The organism is Flavobacterium sp. ACN2, assembly GCF_002303885.1.
Taxonomy (GTDB): Bacteria; Bacteroidota; Bacteroidia; order Flavobacteriales; family Flavobacteriaceae; genus Flavobacterium.
On record NZ_MRCM01000007.1, the window covers coordinates 188002 to 206950 of the forward strand.

Annotated in this window: 15 protein-coding genes; 7 read left to right on the forward strand and 8 right to left on the reverse strand. The window is 32.9% G+C overall.

Annotation, left to right across the window (positions count from 1 at the left end; genetic code table 11):
• Window positions 1-161: 161 nt before the first annotated feature.
• The 3 genes from BSF41_RS10760 to BSF41_RS10770 all read right to left on the reverse strand — a co-directional run bounded on the left by BSF41_RS10760 (window position 162) and on the right by BSF41_RS10770 (window position 3919).
• On the reverse strand, window positions 162-2651 hold the full coding sequence (locus BSF41_RS10760; protein ID WP_095929492.1) for a DUF5686 and carboxypeptidase regulatory-like domain-containing protein: 2490 nt from the start codon (window positions 2649-2651) through the stop codon (window positions 162-164).
• A gap of 169 nt (window positions 2652-2820) precedes the next feature.
• The gene (gene aroQ, locus BSF41_RS10765) at window positions 2821-3234 is read right to left on the reverse strand and encodes a type II 3-dehydroquinate dehydratase (protein ID WP_095929493.1); all 414 of its coding nucleotides are present in this window, start codon (window positions 3232-3234) and stop codon (window positions 2821-2823) included.
• A 127-nt stretch (window positions 3235-3361) separates the two neighbouring features.
• On the reverse strand, window positions 3362-3919 hold the full coding sequence (locus BSF41_RS10770) for a porin family protein (protein WP_095929494.1): 558 nt from the start codon (window positions 3917-3919) through the stop codon (window positions 3362-3364).
• A 290-nt stretch (window positions 3920-4209) separates the two neighbouring features.
• Here BSF41_RS10770 and BSF41_RS10775 point away from each other — a divergent pair, with 290 nt between their 5' ends.
• The 4 genes from BSF41_RS10775 to BSF41_RS10790 all read left to right on the forward strand — a co-directional run bounded on the left by BSF41_RS10775 (window position 4210) and on the right by BSF41_RS10790 (window position 8150).
• Window positions 4210-4713 (forward strand): hypothetical protein, encoded by a 504-nt coding sequence (locus BSF41_RS10775; RefSeq protein ID WP_095929495.1) that lies wholly within the window; start codon window positions 4210-4212, stop codon window positions 4711-4713.
• A 207-nt stretch (window positions 4714-4920) separates the two neighbouring features.
• Window positions 4921-5502 carry a porin family protein gene (locus BSF41_RS10780; protein WP_095929496.1) on the forward strand — a complete coding sequence of 194 codons (582 nt, stop codon included), beginning with the start codon at window positions 4921-4923 and terminating at the stop codon, window positions 5500-5502.
• A 79-nt stretch (window positions 5503-5581) separates the two neighbouring features.
• On the forward strand, window positions 5582-6478 hold the full coding sequence (gene xerD, locus BSF41_RS10785) for a site-specific tyrosine recombinase XerD (protein WP_095929497.1): 897 nt from the start codon (window positions 5582-5584) through the stop codon (window positions 6476-6478).
• 151 nt (window positions 6479-6629) lie between these two features.
• Window positions 6630-8150, forward strand: a complete 1521-nt coding sequence (locus BSF41_RS10790; protein WP_095929498.1) for a PAS domain-containing protein — start codon at window positions 6630-6632, stop codon at window positions 8148-8150.
• A 70-nt stretch (window positions 8151-8220) separates the two neighbouring features.
• Here the strand turns inward: BSF41_RS10790 and rny are convergent, their stop codons facing one another.
• The 3 genes from rny to BSF41_RS10805 form a co-directional block, all read right to left on the reverse strand.
• Window positions 8221-9780: a ribonuclease Y gene (gene rny / locus BSF41_RS10795; protein ID WP_091497308.1), complete on the reverse strand. Its 1560-nt coding sequence runs from the start codon at window positions 9778-9780 to the stop codon at window positions 8221-8223.
• Between the two features lie 209 nt (window positions 9781-9989).
• Entirely contained in the window at window positions 9990-10283 is a 294-nt protein-coding gene (locus tag BSF41_RS10800; protein ID WP_095929499.1) for a cell division protein ZapA, read from the reverse strand.
• Between the two features lie 4 nt (window positions 10284-10287).
• Window positions 10288-10578, reverse strand: coding sequence for a hypothetical protein (locus tag BSF41_RS10805; RefSeq protein WP_095929500.1), 291 nt, complete (start codon window positions 10576-10578; stop codon window positions 10288-10290).
• Between the two features lie 180 nt (window positions 10579-10758).
• Here BSF41_RS10805 and BSF41_RS10810 point away from each other — a divergent pair, with 180 nt between their 5' ends.
• From BSF41_RS10810 to BSF41_RS10820, 3 genes are all read left to right on the forward strand, one after another.
• Window positions 10759-12441, forward strand: a complete 1683-nt coding sequence (locus BSF41_RS10810; protein ID WP_095929572.1) for a M23 family metallopeptidase — start codon at window positions 10759-10761, stop codon at window positions 12439-12441.
• 12 nt (window positions 12442-12453) lie between these two features.
• On the forward strand, window positions 12454-14919 hold the full coding sequence (locus BSF41_RS10815) for a carboxypeptidase-like regulatory domain-containing protein (protein WP_095929501.1): 2466 nt from the start codon (window positions 12454-12456) through the stop codon (window positions 14917-14919).
• 88 nt (window positions 14920-15007) lie between these two features.
• Window positions 15008-15727, forward strand: a complete 720-nt coding sequence (locus tag BSF41_RS10820) for a hypothetical protein (protein ID WP_095929502.1) — start codon at window positions 15008-15010, stop codon at window positions 15725-15727.
• 438 nt (window positions 15728-16165) lie between these two features.
• Here BSF41_RS10820 and BSF41_RS10825 read toward each other — a convergent pair whose 3' ends face one another.
• Both BSF41_RS10825 and BSF41_RS10830 read right to left on the reverse strand, forming a co-directional pair.
• A complete protein-coding gene (locus tag BSF41_RS10825) occupies window positions 16166-16867 on the reverse strand; it encodes a hypothetical protein (RefSeq protein ID WP_095929503.1) in 702 nt (233 codons plus the stop codon).
• A 129-nt stretch (window positions 16868-16996) separates the two neighbouring features.
• Complete coding sequence (locus BSF41_RS10830) at window positions 16997-18826, reverse strand: ABC transporter ATP-binding protein (protein ID WP_095929504.1); 1830 nt, start codon at window positions 18824-18826, stop codon at window positions 16997-16999.
• Window positions 18827-18949 lie beyond the last annotated feature (123 nt).

The window sequence follows — 18949 nt, forward strand, 5'->3', positions numbered from 1 at the left end:
ATCTAGTTAAAACAAGATTATAAATTAAGCAGATTTTTTTTAAGATTGAAAATCTTTGCGCGGGCTTCGACTTCGCTTAGCCTGACAAAATTAATATTAAGTACTAAAAGAAAACTTAGAATCTTAGCATCTCAGAACCTTAGAACCTTAGAATCTTTTTTTTAATCTAACGCATTCAAAATCTTCAACCCAAAGACAACACCATTTTGCCGAATTCCTCCTTGATAAGAATGCACATAATCTACTCTGAATAATTTAAATTTTCCGAAACCTAAATTGTCTAAACCAACAGTGAATTCAGAATATGGTTTTTTGTCTGGAATCGCTAAAGCATGAAAACCAATATTCATAGTCGATTTTAAAAGATTCAATAACGGAATTTTATTCATGATAAAACCAGTGTCATTGTATTCAGTATGCATTTCAAAATAACTGTCATTTGTACTGTTTGAATAGTATGGCATCATATTAAAAACATTCAAATAACGTTCGCTTGTTCCTATATGGGTTTGGTTTCCGTTGAAATGTCTGTAATCGATAAACGAAATATTTTCTGCATTAAAAAACTTGCCTCCTCTAAAATTAGTTCCTAAAAGACCTTTATTTCCAAGAGATAAATCATATTGAACAGAAGCACCTATTCTTTCGTATTCGTACTTTTTTTCGCTTGTCGCGAATGCTTTTTCGAATGCTAAATAAACGGTCGGATATTTATCATCTTTAAAATTAAATCTGCCGTCTGGTCTTGAAATGTATTTGTTGCCAAAGTTGATTCTCGTTGTCACAAGCGCTTTAAACAAGTGATGCTGATCAAAAGCGGGAGTTGTAAAATCGTCTGGAGCCAACGGATTATTGGAAGAATAAAGATCCTCTTTTTTAAAGAACGAATAATCGGTGGTGTTAAAAAGTGGTTTGCGTTGTTCGTAGCCAATTTTTCCGGTAAGATTTACTCCATTCGCAATATCTTGACCGTAATTAATTTCAACAAATTCTAAGTTGTACAGCTTCATATAGTTGTCTTTAAAAAACAAAGAACTTATAGAGTTGATCAAATTAGAAATAGGTTGTGCGCTATTAAATTGCGCTGTTTTTGTTCCTCCAGAACCCCAAATTGTAGCGTAATTGATCGTGTTGAATCGATGGCTAAATTCGCCAATGGCACGAAAACGTTCATCCGAAAAGCCGTAATTAAAAGTGGTACTTATTGAAGTGTTTGTTCCTTTTTCCTCATTCCATTTTTTAAAAGAGAAACCAGAATCCAGATTAAAACCCTGAACGGTATTAAAACTTAAAGAAGAAATATTTAGCAATCCTTTATAATCAAAAGAATATTTCTTGAAGGTGTTTTTATAATCATAACCCATTAAAACATCCCAAACTTTAAATTTATTGTTTTTTGCGTCTAGAGAATCGGTATGTTTTTTTGATTTTCTAATGGTTTGCAAACTGTCTTTTTTGGTGTAATCATTGCTTTCTTCCATAGTTAATGGAATCGGACGAATTTCATTCCAGAAAGCATCATCTTTTTTATTCGCATTGAGGTCAAAAGCCACGAGTTCATTTCCGAAAGTTTTCTTTTCAAACGACGCTGGAAATTCATAATTCGAATAAACATAATTGAAATTTCCAGAAAACTTTACCCCAAAAATACCCGCATTAAAAGAAAGTGTTTGCGCATTTTTGGACCATATTTTGTTTTTGGAGTTATAACTGAAACTCTGTTTTAGATTCATTATTTCGGTAAATTCATTTTTCATTCTATACCCTTTGATCTCTAAATCGATGGCATAAATGGCAAAACTATCGTCTACAATATAAATGTAACCTTCAAAAACGGGTTCTTTATCGCGTTTCGGAATAACTTTAATTTTATTAATCTGTTGATTGTTATCGTCGTAAAAAGTGCTTTCTAATTTGTATTTGTAGTAATTAAAAGCATTGTCTGCGATAGGAGAGATGAGTTTAACATCAAAATCTAAAGCATTATCATAAAAATCATAATTGGATAATGCTGCTGTATTGTAACTGTAGCCACGGTTATTTCCAGAAATTTTAGAAGCTAGAATGTTTTCTTTAAACTTGTTTGGTTTTTCAAGACTAACTTTAGATATTGTTTCAGATAAATATAAAATCCCTGTTCCTGTCGAATCTAAATTAGCACCCATGTCGCTGCCCAATTCTACTTTTTTGCCTAGAATTTTTTTAGGAAGATCTTTGACTTTAAGCATTCCTTTCGAATAAAAATCGGCGGTATATCTTCCTGTTTTATCTGAGTTTTCTTTTTTATTGGCAATGGCACTTTTTATAATTGCATTTGCGGGATTATTTTTAGGATCGATTACAACTTCATTTAATGCGAAGCTTTCTTCTTGGAGCTGAACATCCAAAATGACTGTTGTTGTTGCTGCGAGAACAATTTTCTTTTGAGTTTTATAGCCTAAATATTGAAAAATTATTGTGCTTCCCGCAATTTCTTTTACGTTAAGCTGATATTTTCCTTGTTCGTTAGAAGTGGTGCCGTGATAGGTGCCTTCTTGAAAAATAGAAACAAATGGAAGCGGATTTCCCTTTTCATCGGTTACAGTTCCTTTGATTTGAGCGAAATTAGAAATAGAAAATAATAAAAAAGCGAGTAAAGTATAGTTTCTCATGAAAGTGGTTTCTCTCACAAAAATAAAAGAAGTTGAAAATGAGGTTACTAATAATTTGTTAAATTCGATAAGAAACTACTGACTTGTTTGTCAGGCTGAGCCAAGTCGAAGCCTCATCTGGTTTCCATTAGCTTTCGACTTCGCTTAGGATGACATTTGTTTAAAAAAATTACAAAAATGACTGAATCGCTAATTCGTAACTTTTTAAACCAAATCCTAGAATAACACCTTTGGCATTTCCGGATAAATACGACTGATGTCTAAAACTTTCTCTAGCGTAAGTATTAGAAATATGAACTTCTATTACAGGAGTTGTAACGGCTTTCATCGCATCTCCCAAACCAATAGAAGTATGCGTGTATGCGCCTGCATTTAGAATAATTCCATCATAACTAAAACCGCATTCTTGAATTTTACCAATTAATTCGCCTTCAATATTACTTTGATAATACGAAAGTTCGATGTTTGGGAATTTTTGTTTCAACGTTTCAAAATAATCTTCAAAAGTTTGGCTTCCGTAAACGTCTGGTTCACGTTTTCCTAAAAGATTCAAGTTGGGTCCGTTGATAATGCAGATTTTCATATGTGTATGTTTTGTTTTGAGATATTGACATTGCTATTGATTTTTGCAATTGTCATTGAGCTGTGTAAAAATAAAAAAACCGCACTAATAAATAGAGCGGTTTTTGTAAAAGTATGTGATATATTTTTTAGAACATGAATCCAGCAGAAATCTGGAATACAGAGTTTTTGATATCTGCATTTTTAGAAGCCTCTGTCAAACCTAAACCATAACGACCTTGTAAAAAGATGTTTTCAGTAAGTTTAACGCCTAAACCTGCATTTACACCGAATTCGAATGTTTCACCATTTTTAACATCGAAATCATTTCTTTCACTTACTAAGAAAGAAGCTTGCGGACCAACTTCTAAGCTGAAAGTGTTGTTTAAGTAAAATTTAGCCATTACAGGAATAGCGATATAACCTAGTTCATTTTTAACATCTTCACTCACATCGCTAAATTTATAAGATGCACCTGTAGTAGAGTACAATAGCTCTGGTTGAATAGAAAACTTGTCTAATAATTTTACTTCTGCAACTAAACCAGCGTGGTAGCTAGTGATTCCTTCTTTATCGATTTGATCTGGAAAATCTCCAGTTTGGCTTGCAAAGTTAACCCCTGCTTTTACTCCTAATTTTAGTAATTGTGCTTGTACTGCTGCTGATGTTGCTAGAAACAAAACAGCTGCTAAAAGTATTTTCTTCATAAAAAGGTTTTTAAAAATTGGTATTTTAAAATGTTATTTAAAGTTCAAAACTACATATTTAGCATTTTATTGCATTATAATTTTGATTAAATAATTACTAAAATTCCCACTCAAACTGTTTTTTCAATTTAGAAAAACCTCTTTTCTTCTTTCAAAGCTTTGATTTTCAATTGGTCTATATCGATTTTATTTTTGTCTTATTCTAATACTTTTTAAACTTATCGTGGAGCATTTTTTGTAAGTCTAATCTTAGTTTTGTCGAATATTAATCAAATAATATTTTAAAAATTATGAAAAAAATTGTTTTGGCTGCGATTGCAGTATTGACTTTCGGATGGGCAAATGCTCAAGAACAAACAGCAAAAGGAAAATGGTTAATTGAAACTAATACTTCTTTTGGAGCTACCAATGTAGGTAATACAGGATTCTCATTATCGAGTGTTGATGGAGAAACTACTTGGGGATTAGGAGCAGAAGGAGGATATTTTGTAGCTGATAATCTAGCAGTTAAAGTTGGTCTTGGCTATAATGATTTTGGACACAGTGACAATGCATTTTCTTATAAAGTAGGGGCAAAGTATTATTTATTAAATAAATTTCCTTTAGAGGCTTCTTATACTGGAGCTAGTATAAAAGGTTATGATGAAAACCCTTCTTTTGTTGGTTTACAAGGTGGCTATGCTTGGTTTCTTGGAAAAAATGTTTCTGTTGAACCAGGTCTACGTTACAATATTGGTTTGAATGACTATAAAGATGTTTTCCAGTTCAACGTTGGTTTCGCTTTACACTTCTAATATTTAGTTAATAAAGTGTTTTTTTGAAAGCCTCTTCAGTAAATTGAAGAGGCTTTTTTATTGCGAAAATTCTAATTTTTAAATTGGCTTAATTTAAAATTAACAATTACTGTAATATTTACTACTTTATTTGTTAAATTCCTAATGCAGATTTATGAAGAATATTTTTATATTTGATCTGATTAATTTAACCCAAAACAAATTAAAATGAAAAAAATTATCTTATCTGCCATTGCAATTATGGCTTTTGCATTCACAAATGCTCAGTCTACAAGATTTGGAGTAAAAGGAGGTCTTAATATTTCAAGTATTGTTGGAGGAGATGTGAGAGATGCTAATGCATTAGTAGGATTTCATATTGGTGGTTTAGCTGAAATCCACGTAGTAGAAAAGTTTTATATTCAGCCAGAGCTTTTATTCTCAACTCAAGGAGCGAAATTTGATTATGGCTTTGGAGATGATGGAGATGTAAAATTAAACTATTTAAATATTCCTGTTCTAGCGAAATATTATATCGTTGATAAAAAATTTAGTGTAGAAGCTGGTCCACAACTTGGTTTTTTGTTGTCAGCTAAATCTGATGGTTATGATATTAAAGATGATACAAAATCAGTAGATTTTGGCTTTAACTTTGGAGCAGGTTATAGTTTTACTGATAATTTATCAGTGGGTCTTCGTTATACTGTCGGATTATCTCCTATTTGGGATGACAATATTGAGGATTCAGAAGATTTGTATGACAGTGCAAAGAATGGTAATTTCCAAATTTCTTTAGCTTATAAATTCTAATTTGAATTTCAAAATATTTCAAAAGCCTTCCTTAAACAGGAAGGTTTTTTTATGCCAAAAAATTACTTACTTTGTAAATATGAATTGGAGCAGATACATAAAAGATTATCAGTCGTATTTGAGGATTGAGAGAGGTTTGTCTAAAAATACGATTGAGAACTACGGCTTTGATATCGAACGTTTGTGCCTTTTTTTAGAAACCAATCAAATAGATGTTTCGCCAATAAAAATTTCAGATGAAACATTACAGCAATTTATTTATTCGGTCGCTAAAGAAGTAAATCCGAGATCGCAGGCAAGGATAATTTCTGGACTCAAAAGTTTCTTCAATTATCTGGTTTTTGAAGATTATCGAAATGATAATCCTTTAGAATTAATTGAAGCGCCCAAAACAGGCCGTAAATTACCCGATACTTTATCGCTTCAGGAAATTGACGCTTTGATTGAAAATATAGATTTAAGCACCAACGAAGGCGAGCGAAACCGCGCCATGCTTGAAACTCTTTATGGATGTGGACTTCGTGTTTCTGAGTTGATTTCGCTAAAAATATCGGATCTGTTTTTTGATGAAGGCTTTATTAAAATTATGGGTAAAGGAAACAAGGAAAGATTTGTTCCGATAGGATCATTAACTCAGAAGTATATTGATATATATAGAAATGCAATTCGTTGTAATCTCAATATTAAAAAAGGAGCAGAAGACACTTTGTTTTTAAATAGAAGAGGAAATCAGCTAACTCGAGCGATGGTCTTTACAATCATTAAAGATCTTGCACAAAAAATGGGGTTGAAGAAGAATATAAGTCCGCATACATTACGCCATTCTTTTGCTACACATCTGCTTGAAAATGGTGCAGATTTGAGATCAATTCAATTAATGTTAGGGCATGAATCTATTACAACAACAGAAATTTATGTTCATCTGGATCGCAGTTTTTTAAAAGAGGTTATGCATAGTTTTCATCCGAGAAAATAATTTTTTATCGTATGTGCGTTTTTTGTTTTGAAAATTTATATATTGTGTTAAAAATTTGCATTAAAAGGAATTAAATATAGCAAAATATGATGTTTTGTTTTGCTTCTCTCGCATAAGTTCTCAATATCTTATTTACATAAAAAAGTAGTATATGGTTTTTGATTTATATGGAAATGACGATTGCTTGGAGGTAAATAATTTTTATAAAAAATTGTTGGCCGAAATGCCCGACCTGCTTTTTCAGTTTGTTATTGATGCTGATAATAATTACACCTTTCCACTTGTAAGTAAATCGGCCGATGAAATATTTGAACTTTCAGCAGTGGATTTTAATAATGACATGAAGTTTATAGTTTACGATCGAATTCTACCACAGGATCGTGAGCTTTTTTTTCAGTCTTTAGTCAAAGCTAGAAAAGAAATAAAACCTTGGGAAATTGAGTTTAGAGCTGTTCTTCCAAAAAAAGGAATGCGCTGGTTTAGGGTTTCCTCTAAAACAGAATCTTCTGCAAATGGAAATGTAATTTTCTATGGACATGTTTCGGATATTACGGAATTGAAAGATAAAGAAGAGAAGCTTAAGATTTCTGAAGAACGTTTTCAATTTGCCCTTGATGCTTCAACAGTTGGGATTTGGGACTGGGATATGGTTACCAATAGTGTTTTTTATTCGTCCTTGTCTCTTAAAATTTTAGAACTGGAATCTACCGATATTTTTGATGATCCGGAGCGTTGGGATAAAATCGTTCATCCTGATGATCTTCCAAAATACTACTCCGATATTCATGAGCATTTTGATAATAAGATTCCGTTTTACGAAAATTATCATCGTGTAATGACTTCCAGTGGAAATTACAAATGGATTTTGGATCGGGGAAAAGTGATTAAACGGGATGAAAATGGAAAGCCTTTACGTGTAATTGGAACCCATACAGATGTCTCGGCGCAAAAAGAAAAAGAGCTTGAACTTTTAAAAACGATGAAACTGTATAGTGATCAAAACAGTCGTTTATTGAATTTTTCGCATATTGTTTCGCACAATTTAAATACACAGGCCGGGAACATAAAATCGATTTTAGATCTTATCGATGCTGATGTTAGTAAGCAAACTGTAGCTGAAATGCTGGAATATTTGCGAGCCGTTTCTAACGATCTCAATGAGACTATTTCAAATCTTACCCAAATTGTAAAAACGCAAAGCAATATTAATATTGCAGTAGTTCCGTTAAAGCTTTGTGAGTATATCGAGAAGACAATTTCGACTATTAAAGGGTATGATAAACAGCGAAAAGTAACGATAATAAACAACGTTCCGAAGTATCTTACGATTAATTTTAATCCGGCGTATATGGAAAGTGTTTTGCTGAATTTTACAACAAATGCAATTAAATATGCACATCCTGATCGTGATCCGATAATTACTTTTGATTTTGCAATAGAGCCAGAAGGCTTTAAATCGCTTAAGATTTCAGATAATGGTCTCGGAATCGATTTGAAGGTTTACGGCGATTTAATATTCGGAATGTATAAAACCTTTCATAAACACGAAGAAGCTCGAGGTATCGGGTTGTATATTACAAGAAATCAAATTGAGGCTATGAAAGGAACGGTTGAAGTAGAAAGTGAAGTAGGAGTGGGTACCAGTTTTAAAATCATTTTTAATGATATGTAAAACTTAAATAGAGATAAAAAAATAAAGGCTGTCAATTGACAGCCTTTATTTTTTGTATATGTTCCTAAGATTATTTAGCAATATTTACAGCTCTTGTCTCTCTAATAACTGTAACTTTTACTTGTCCAGGATATGTCATTTCTGTTTGAATTTTTTGCGAAATTTCAAAAGATAAGTTTGCGGCATTGTCATCAGAAACTTTTTCACTTTCTACAATTACACGAAGTTCTCTACCAGCTTGAATTGCATAAGCATTTTTAACACCACTGAATCCGTAAGCTACATCTTCAAGATCTTTTAGACGCTGAATGTAAGAGTCTAAAACCTGACGTCTTGCTCCTGGTCTTGCTCCAGAGATGGCGTCACAAACTTGAATAATTGGAGATAACAAAGATTTCATTTCAATCTCATCGTGGTGCGCTCCAATTGCATTGCAAACCTCTTCTTTCTCGCCATATTTCTCAGCCCATTGCATACCTAAAAGTGCGTGTGGTAAATCACTTTCTGTATCTGGCACTTTTCCGATATCGTGTAATAAACCAGCTCTTTTAGCTAGTTTTACGTTTAATCCTAATTCTGCAGCCATGATACCGCAAAGTTTAGAAACCTCTCTCGAGTGTTGCAATAAGTTTTGTCCGTAAGAAGAACGGTATTTCATTCTACCCACCACTTTAATTAATTCTGGGTGTAAACCGTGAATTCCTAAGTCGATTACGGTACGTTTTCCAACTTCAATAATTTCGTCATCAATTTGTTTGGCTGTTTTAGCTACAACTTCTTCGATACGTGCTGGGTGAATACGTCCGTCCGTTACCAATTTGTGTAAAGACAAACGAGCAATTTCTCTACGAACAGGATCAAAACAAGAAAGAATGATAGCTTCTGGTGTATCATCAACAATGATTTCAACTCCAGTTGCAGCTTCAAGAGCTCTAATGTTACGTCCTTCACGACCAATAATACGTCCTTTTACATCGTCAGATTCAATGTTGAAAACAGAAACGCAGTTTTCAACTGCTTCTTCAGTTCCAACTCTTTGAATAGTGTTGATGATGATTTTTTTAGCTTCTTGCTGTGCAGTCAATTTTGCCTCTTCAATAGTTTCTTGAATATGAGACATTGCTTTCGTTTTAGCTTCAGCTTTTAAACCTTCTACCAATTGCTCTTTTGCTTCTTCAGCAGAAAGTCCAGAAATTACTTCTAATTGCTGTAATTGACTTTTATGAAGTTTGTCAACTTCAGCTTGTTTTTTGTCTAAAACCTCAATTTTGTTGTTGTATTCGGCAGTTTTAGCCTCAAAGTCGTCGTTAACTTTTTTAGCTTTAGAAAGTTCGTTAGAAACTTGAGATTCTTTATCGCGTACACGTTTTTCTACTTCAGCAACTTTTTTGTCTCTTGCTAAAATAACTTGTTCGTGTTCTGATTTAAGTTCGATAAAACGTTCTTTTGCTTGAAGAATTTTATCTTTTTTGATATTTTCAGCTTCCAAATTAGCGTCTTTTAAGATTGAAGCTGCTTCTTTTTTAGCGTTTTTAATTAGGTTTGAAATATTACTTTTCTCGATAATTTTAGCTATTGCAAAACCTGCTGCAATACCTACAATACCAATGATGATCGTTATGATGTCCATGTTTGTTAGGGTTTATATATAAAAAAAGCCTACATTAATTGCTTGTATAAACTCGTAAAGACAAGTTTTGAGCTAACTCACTGTTCAAGTTTCCCAGCCAAATGGAGGGCATACTATAGTAGCGACGATTTGCTCATTCTAAATTGTTAGTGTTGAGTTTACCAATTGTGAACTAATGTAGGCAGTATCTTAGTTTCTGTAAAGAACGTTTATTTTTCGAGATATTGATCTAAAAGCGAATTTAATCTTTTAATTCTTTCGATAGTCTCTTCTCCATCGATTGCGTTGTCAATTTGTTTTTGTTCTACTTGCGATGCAAATTGTAATGCACACATGGCTAGAACATCTTGTTTGTCACGAACCGCGTAATTTTCTTCGAACTGCTTTATCATAGCATCAATTTTTTTAGAAGCACTTCTAAGCCCTTCTTCCTGAATAGGTTCAACCGTAAGCGGATAAACGCGGTCTGCAATTGATATTTTAATTCTAAGCTTTCCGTCCATATTATTAATCTGATAGTTGTGCTATACAGTAATCAATTTCGCGAATTAATGAATTTATTTTAAGCTTTGTCTCTCTCTTGTTATTGTCGCTGCCAAGTAACGAATTGGCTATTTTAAGTGTTTCATTTTGCTTTTTCAAAGCTTCCATTTCCTCAGATTGTTTCTGGATAATTTGCGCAGCTTTGGCTAATTCTAATCGTAATACTTGATTGTTTTGCTCCAAACCTTTTGATTTCTCAAAAAGCTTTTGGGCTTTATATTCAAGAGTATCAATTATTTCTGCAATTACACTCATTATACATCCTATTCATTACTTAATCCTACAAAGTTAATATTCCTTTTTATTAATGCAATTTTTTATCGATTTTTTTACATTAAAATAGATAAATATATGTAATTCAATTAATTGTGAAATTATAGGTTTTTTCTTGCTTTTATTGGTCTATTTTTCTTTATCTTAGCAAAAATGTTGCTTATGAGATTTTCTGCCTTTACCCTTTTGATTTGTAATTTTATATTTGCTCAAACGCAATATCCTAAAGACTATTTTCGTCCTCCATTAGATATTCCAATGCAACTTTCGGGTAATTTTGGAGAGTTAAGGCCTAATCATTTTCATGCTGGTTTTGATTTGAAAACCAATCAGAGAGAAGGATTAACTGTACATGCTATTGCTGATGGATATGTTTCGAGAATCAAAATTTCGACTTTTGGAAACGGAAAATGTATTTACATCACGCATCCAAATGGTTATACTTCTGTTTATGGACATTTGCAAACGCCAACTGGTGCCATTTTAGATTATGTAAAAAAAACACATTACAAAGAAAAGGCGTATGAAATTGAAATGTTTCCAAAACCAGGTGAACTTCCTGTTGCAAAAGGAGATATAATTGGCCTTTCTGGAAATACAGGTTCGTCTGAAGGTCCGCATCTTCATTTTGAAATAAGAGATAGTAAAACGGAGTTTGTCATCAATCCGATATTCTTTGGCTTTGATCAAAATTTAAAAGATACCAAAAAACCTACTTTGTCAAGTTTATATGCTTATCCTTTGGATAATGGTACTGTAAATCTTTCAAAACAGCCTTTGTTGGTTAATATGGTGCTTCAAAAAGATGGAACTTATTTAGCTTCTAAAGTAAAAGCTAACGGAAAAATAGGTTTCGGAATTAATGCGGTAGATACAGATGATGTCTCGCATAACAAAAATGGCGTTTTTAATGTTTCGACTTTTTTTAACGGAAATCAGAATTATAATTATCAATTTAATACCTATTCTTTTGATGAAATGCGTTATATCAATGCTCTGATTGATTATTCTCGTTATAAAAAATCTGGACAGCGCGTGCAAAAGCTTTTTATGAAAACGCCTTTTGCTTTAAGCATTATAAAAACAGATTCTCTTCGTGGTATTGTAAAAGCAGAACCTAATTTAACTTCAAATTACAAAATCGAAGTTTCAGATTATTTTGGAAACATGAATTCGGTGACCATTCCAATTGAGTTTGATGCTGCAACACCACTTGTAGAAGCGGAGCCGGTTAACGGAAAATATTTTATTAAGTATAACAGAGATGCCAACTTTGAGAAAGATAATATGTCGGTTTTCTTTCCAGCTGGAACTTTCTATGATGATTTTAATATGAATTTTGATGTTAGAAATAACAAAGTTTTTATTCATGACGATACGGTTCCGGTGCATTCTAATTTTACAATTACTATAAAAGACGATACTTATCTAGAATCATTGCGAGACAAGCTGTATATCGGTAAAGGAACAAGCTATAATGGAACCCTTAGAAAAGGAGACGTTTTTACTGCCAAGGCAAAAATATTAGGTGCATATGGTTTGGTTTTGGATACAATTGGGCCAGTTATAAAAATTGCGAAACCAGTTGAAGGAAAATGGATTAGCGATCAAAAGAAAATTGACTTTACAATAGGTGATGCTTTGTCGGGAATTAAGTCTTATAATGGATATTTAAACGGAAGTTGGGTTTTGTTTGAATATGAAAATAAAGCCAGAAGAATTACTCATACTTTTGATGATCAGTATTTGGCAGAAGGAGAAAACGTTTTAAAAATTGAGGTAGTTGATAATGTAGGAAATACTACTATCTTTGAAACTCGTTTTTTTAGAAGTCAAAAAAAATAAAACCCAAAATCTTTGAGTCAAAATAGGTTTACATTCGCTTTTCTCTTTTTATTTTTCAGCTGTATTGCATTAGCTCAAAACGCTCGTATTAAAGGGCTGATTTTAGATGCAGAGAAACATCCTGTTTCGGGTGTGAATGTCTCTTGGCAGAATACTTTGGTTCAGTCAGATTCGAATGGTTTTTATGAAATCTTAATTCCTTCAAACAAAAAAGTTTCTTTGATTTTTACTCACGTTTCGTTAAAAATGATGAGTTTAACTGTTAGTTTGAAAACAAATGAAGTTTTTGTTTTTAATCCGATTATGAATAATTCTGAGGAGCAAATGGGAGAGGTTTTTGTTTCTTCTGGAAATAGAAAGCGAGTTCAAGGGATTACCTCCGTTGATACGGAAACCATAAAGAAAATTCCAGGCGCAAATGCCGGAATCGAAAATATTTTGAAAACGCTTCCGGGTGTTAATTCAAACAACGAGTTAAGTTCGCAATATATGGTGCGAGGCGGGAATTATGATGAAAATCTAGTTTATGTGAATGAAGTAGAAGTTTATCGTCCGTTTTTAATTCGTTCGGGACAACAAGAAGGTTTGAGTTTTACGAATACAGATTTGGTTCAGAATGTTGAATTTTCTGCAGGCGGATTTCAAGCCAAGTTTGGAGATAAATTATCTTCTGTTTTAGATATTACTTATCGAAAGCCAACTCAATTTGGTGCTGCTTTTGAAGCCAGTTTTCTAGGAGGAAGTGCTGCGGTCGATTTAGTGTCTAAAAACAAAAAATGGTCAGCGGTTACTGGAGTGCGTTATAGAAATAATAGCCTTTTGGTAAACAGCCAAGATACAGAGACGAATTACAAGCCGACTTTTGCCGATATTCAAACGAATATCAATTACGATATTTCTGAAAAGTGGCAAATGAGCTTTTTAGGAAATATTTCTCAAAATAAATATTCATATGAACCTTTGGTGCGCCAAACTAATTTTGGTACAGCAGACCAGCCAATGGCGCTTTCAGTATATTATGACGGGCAAGAAAAAGATCAATACGATACTTGTTTTGGGGCTCTGAAAACTACTTACAAAGCATCTTCTACACTTACTTTAAAATTAATTGGTTCTTTATTTCATACTACAGAAAAGGAACATTTTGATATTTTGGCGCAATATCGTTTAGGAAGTGTAAATGCTGAAGATCCAGAAAATGCTTCGGCTATTGATTTTACGCGCGGAATTGGTTCTCAGCTAAATCATGCCCGTAACGATTTGGATGCTTTAATTGCAAATATTGAACTGAAAGGAATTCAGAATTGGAAAGAAAGCCAGTTAGAATTTGGTTTAAAATATACTAGAGAATCTATTCGAGATCGAGTAGTAGAATGGGAGGTAATCGATTCTGCTGGATTTTCTATAAATCCGCCTTTGCTTATTCTTCCAAAAAATAATCAGCCCTATACTCCTTATACTGGGCCGCTTTTACCGTATCAAGATATTCGTGCTACAAATTTTAATACCATAAATAGATTTTCTGGTTATGCGCAGTGGAATAAACAATCTGAAATTGGTTCAAGTCAGATTTGGTATCATTTAGGAGCTCGTTTTCAAGGATGGAATGTTTCGGGAGCAATAGAAGAAGGAAAAACACAATTTGTAGTAAGTCCGCGTGCGCAATTTGCAATAAAACCAGATTGGGATCGCGATATGGTTTTTAGAATTTCTGGAGGATTGTATCATCAACCGCCATTTTATAGAGAACTTCGAGATCTGGAAGGTGTTGTGAATCCAAATGTAAAAGCGCAAGAAGCGATTCATGTTGTTTTGGGGAACGATTATAATTTTAAAATGTGGAACCGTCCCTTTAAATGGGTAACGGAACTTTATTATAAATCACTTTCAGATGTAAACGTGTATTCTATCGATAATGTTCGTATTCGTTATGTTGCCAATAATAATGCAAAAGCATATGCGCAAGGTTTGGATTTTAGATTAAACGGCGAATTTGTGCCTGGAACCGAATCTTGGGTAAGTTTTGGGTACATGAAAACGGAAGAAAATTACGAAAACAAAGGATATATTGCCCGTCCGACAGATCAGAGATTAAAGTTTGCGATGTTGTTTCAGGATTATATGCCCAACATTCCAAGTGTGAAAGTATATTTAAATTTAGTCTACAATACAGGCTTGCCAGGTGGTGCGCCAGCTTACACAGATCCATACTTGTATCAAAATAGATTGAATGATTATAGAAGAGCAGATATTGGTTTTGCAAAAGTTTTTGTAGACAGCAGTACGCAGAACACAAAAACGGGCTGGCTAAAAAACTTTAAAGAATTGTCTTTGGGGTTAGAAATTTTTAATCTTTTTAATAATCAAAATGCTATTACAAATACTTGGGTTCGTGATGTGTATTCGAAAAATCAATATGCGATTCCAAATTATATGACTTCGAGGGTTTTTAACGTTAAGATTAATGCGAGGCTTTAATCTGCTTCGTGATCGGTTATAAAATTCAATAAAACTCAAAAATACAATCAAAAATAGTATATTTGATAATCGTATATAATCATTGTAGATGAAAAAGTATTTTAAATATATCGCCCTTATACTTATCGGAACAGTCATAAGCTGCCGAGAAGAAGTTCAAAAACCAAAAGTAAGTTACGGTGCTTCAAATAAAGTGAGCATTACTAAAACCGATACAACCCAGATTGAAATCGCCGATTTGCCAATTCAAATGGAAGGAACCAATTATTTAATTCATCCAGTTGGAGATTTAAGAGTTTTTGAAAGAGGATCTAAGGCAAGATTTGGTTCTTCGAGCGTTAATGATGTAAGTTTTACGATTTCTAATTTAGGAGAATATGAAATTACAGGATATCTTCAGAATTTAAAATTCCAAAAAGTAGATTCAGATTCTATCCGACCTTTATCAGATAAACCAGTTCTAATTTTAACGGCTACTTTTCTGAAAACCGTTGCAGATAAAACGCATAATAATGTGATGGTTTATACATTAACAGATTCAGATACTAATAAAGACGGAAAAATTGATACAAGCGATATTAAAACTTTGTACTTAAGTGATATCAGCGGAGAAAATTTCACAAAAGTTTCAGCAGATCTTCAAGAGTTGGTAGATTGGAGTTTAATTGAATCTAAAAATCGTCTGTATTTTAGAACCATTGAAGATACCAACCAAAATGGTCAGTTTGATAAGAACGATGTTTTACACTACAACTATATAGACCTGGCTTCTAAAAAATGGGAAGTGAAGAGTTATAAGCCTATCTAAGGTGCTAAGGTTCTGAGATTCTAAGATTCTAAGTTTTTTTTGTCACAGATTAAAAGGATTAAAAAGATTTATAAAAAAGAGAGGCTGTTTCAATAAGTTGAAACTGCCTCTCTTTTTTAAATTGCTTTTATTAATGAAAACAGCGTTTTTTATTTTTATACATCAAGCCGTCATTCCGTAGGAATGTCTGGTCGGTAGAAAAAAATGATGACAAATCAATTTACGTTCCGTAGGAACGTTTGATGTGTTGGATTGTCAAAAAAATGTCTAAATCAAACGTTCCTACGGAACGTAATTAACCAAAACAATATAATTTTTTCTACCGATGAAATGTTCCTACGGAACATAATCAAATCAGAAACGGGAAAAAATCTTTCTAATCCTTTTAATCTGTGGCAAAAAAACTTAGAATCTTAGCATCTCAGCACCTTAGCATCTTTAAATCAATATATCACTTTCAAGATCAGATTTTTCGATTTCGAAACCAAATCCTAAACGTTCAACCAATTCAATTACCAGTTTTTTATACCAGTTTTCAGATTTTGGGTGAATATATATTTTTTCGATCAATTGATTAATGTCGACGTTGATCTTTAAACCGTCGTTTAATTTAATATCGCTTTTGGAAGTATCACTCAGAATACGGACTTCCCTCTCGTATTGAAAACTCTTTCTTTTAAATAAAAACGGAAAGAATAAATCATCAAACGGAATATATTCTTTTTTATAATCGATGTAATTTACTTCGCCGATAAACTGGTCAAAATTGTTTTCTGGTTTTACTGCTTTTTGCAGTCTTCCAATTGTAGATTGAATAGCTAAGCCTTCGTTGTTTTTGGTAAAAATCTGCCACATGGCAAAAGATTCATATTCATTGATGTGCCAGCTGCTTATGGCTACTTTTTCGCGGTGTGTTTTGTAGTAATTTAAAAATTCAGGGTTATCTGCCGCTAGCTTTTTAATTTCTTCGTAAGTCGGTTCGCTAAAAGTGCCTTCGTACTGATCTTCAAACTTGTCAGAACGCGACATGAATAGTTTTTTAGAAAGTAAAAGGTCTAGAAATTTAGATAAATCAAGATATTTCCACACAATAGTATCAGAGTCATCTGGAAGTTTTATGTTGGGGTTTTTAAGATACATTTTTGGTAGAGTTACAAGATTTGTTCTTAATCAACCTAAAGTTATAAAAATAAACACAGATTAAAGAAATTAAACTGAGTTTTAATATTTCCTTAATCTGTGTAAATTAATCTGGTGTTTGATGTGTTCTTACGATTCGAAAGACTGCATGGTTACAAGTTTATTGTAAGTTCCGTTGTGGGCAATTAATTCTTCATGAGTTCCTTGTTCAACGATTTTTCCTTTTTGCATTACGACAATCACATCTGCTTTCTGAATAGTCGAAAGTCGGTGTGCAATTACAATCGACGTTCTGTTCTGCATCATGTTTTCTAATGCTACCTGAACAAATTTTTCACTTTCTGTATCTAAAGCCGATGTCGCTTCATCTAAAATCATAATCGGCGGGTTTTTCAATACGGCACGAGCAATAGATAAACGCTGTTTTTGACCTCCAGAAAGCTTGTTTCCGCTGTCGCCTATATTTGTGTAGATTCCTTGCGGAAGATCCTTTGCAAACTCAAAAGCATTCGCAATTTTAAGCGCTTCGATAATCTCGTCATCAGTAGCGTCCAATTTTCCTAAAGCGATATTTGCTTTAATGGTATCATTGAATAAGATACTGTCTTGTGTTACCAATCCCATTAAGCTACGAAGTGATTGCAGGTTCATGTCTTTAATGTTGATGCCGTCAATAGAAATCGAACCATCGTTAACATCGTAAAAGCGAGTCAATAAATTTGCAATTGTACTTTTTCCGCTTCCAGATTGTCCTACAAGAGCAACAGTTTGTCCCTTTTTTATTTGAAGAGAAAAATCTTTTAAAACTGTTTCTTCTTCGTATTTGAAGTTTACATTTTGAACAGTGATATTATCATCAAAAGAAGTTTTTTCAACAGCATTTTCTTTAGAAACGATAGTATTTTCTTGTTCTAAAATTTCAAGTACACGTTCTGCTGCGGCATTTCCTCTTTTTACTCCATAAGAAGCTTTAGAAATTGCTTTTGCAGGAGTTAGAATGTTGTAAGCTAATCCCATGTAAGCAATAAACGCAGCGCCTTCTAGTGTTTTGTCAATCAAAACCATCTGACCGCCGTACCAAAGTAAAATAGCAATTACGGTAATTCCCATAAATTCACTTGCTGGAGAAGCTAAGTTTTGGCGGTTTCCAATACTATTTGATAAAGTGAAAAAACGCTCTGTCGAGTTTTGAAAAACTTTATTAAAGTAATTTTCAGAATTATATCCTTTTACAACTTTCAATCCGCCAATTGTTTCTTCGATCGTAGAAAGGAATCTTCCTTGCTCTTCTTGGGCTTTGGTTGATTGTTTTTTAAGCTGTTTTCCAATCAATGAAATAATATATCCAGAAACAGGAATAAAAATGAAAACAAACAAAGTTAGCTTAGCGCTGATGATAAGCATTGTGGTTATGGTAAAGATAATCGTTAAAGGTTCTTTTACAATAAGTTCCAAGATGGCTAAGAAAGAGTTTTGAACCTCGTTTACGTCAGCTGAAATTCTAGAAATTACGTCTCCTTTTCTTTTTTCAGAATAAAAGGCCAAAGGGAGTTCTAGTGTTTTTTTGTACAAAGCATTTCGCATATCCTTTAATACTCCATTTCTAAGGAAATTAATAAAAAACATCGCCAAATAATCGGCTAAGTTTTTAAGTAAAAAGATCGAAATGATAATAGCGACCATTACCGATAAAACATAACCAGGTTCATGGTTTTTTTGTGCGGTGGTAATGTAGTAAGCCAGGTAATCTTCGGCATATTCTTTTATTTTAAAAATGCCTTCGTAAACTGGCTCTATTTCTACTCTTTTTCCTTTTTCAAATAAAACCTGAAGCATTGGTATTAAAGCAACAAACGAAAGTGTGCTGAAAAGCGCATACAAAACATTGAAAAAGATATTTAAGAATGCGTATTTTTTATACGGATATATAAAAGGAACTATTTTTTTGAAATTACTCATTTATTTTTCTTGATGTTATTTTCTTTTGGTTGGTCAGCTCTTTTGGGTTTTAGTATTTATTTTGAGCATGTAATTTTCAATGCACAAAATTAATCCAATTGAGGTGTTTTCAATTTCTTTTTA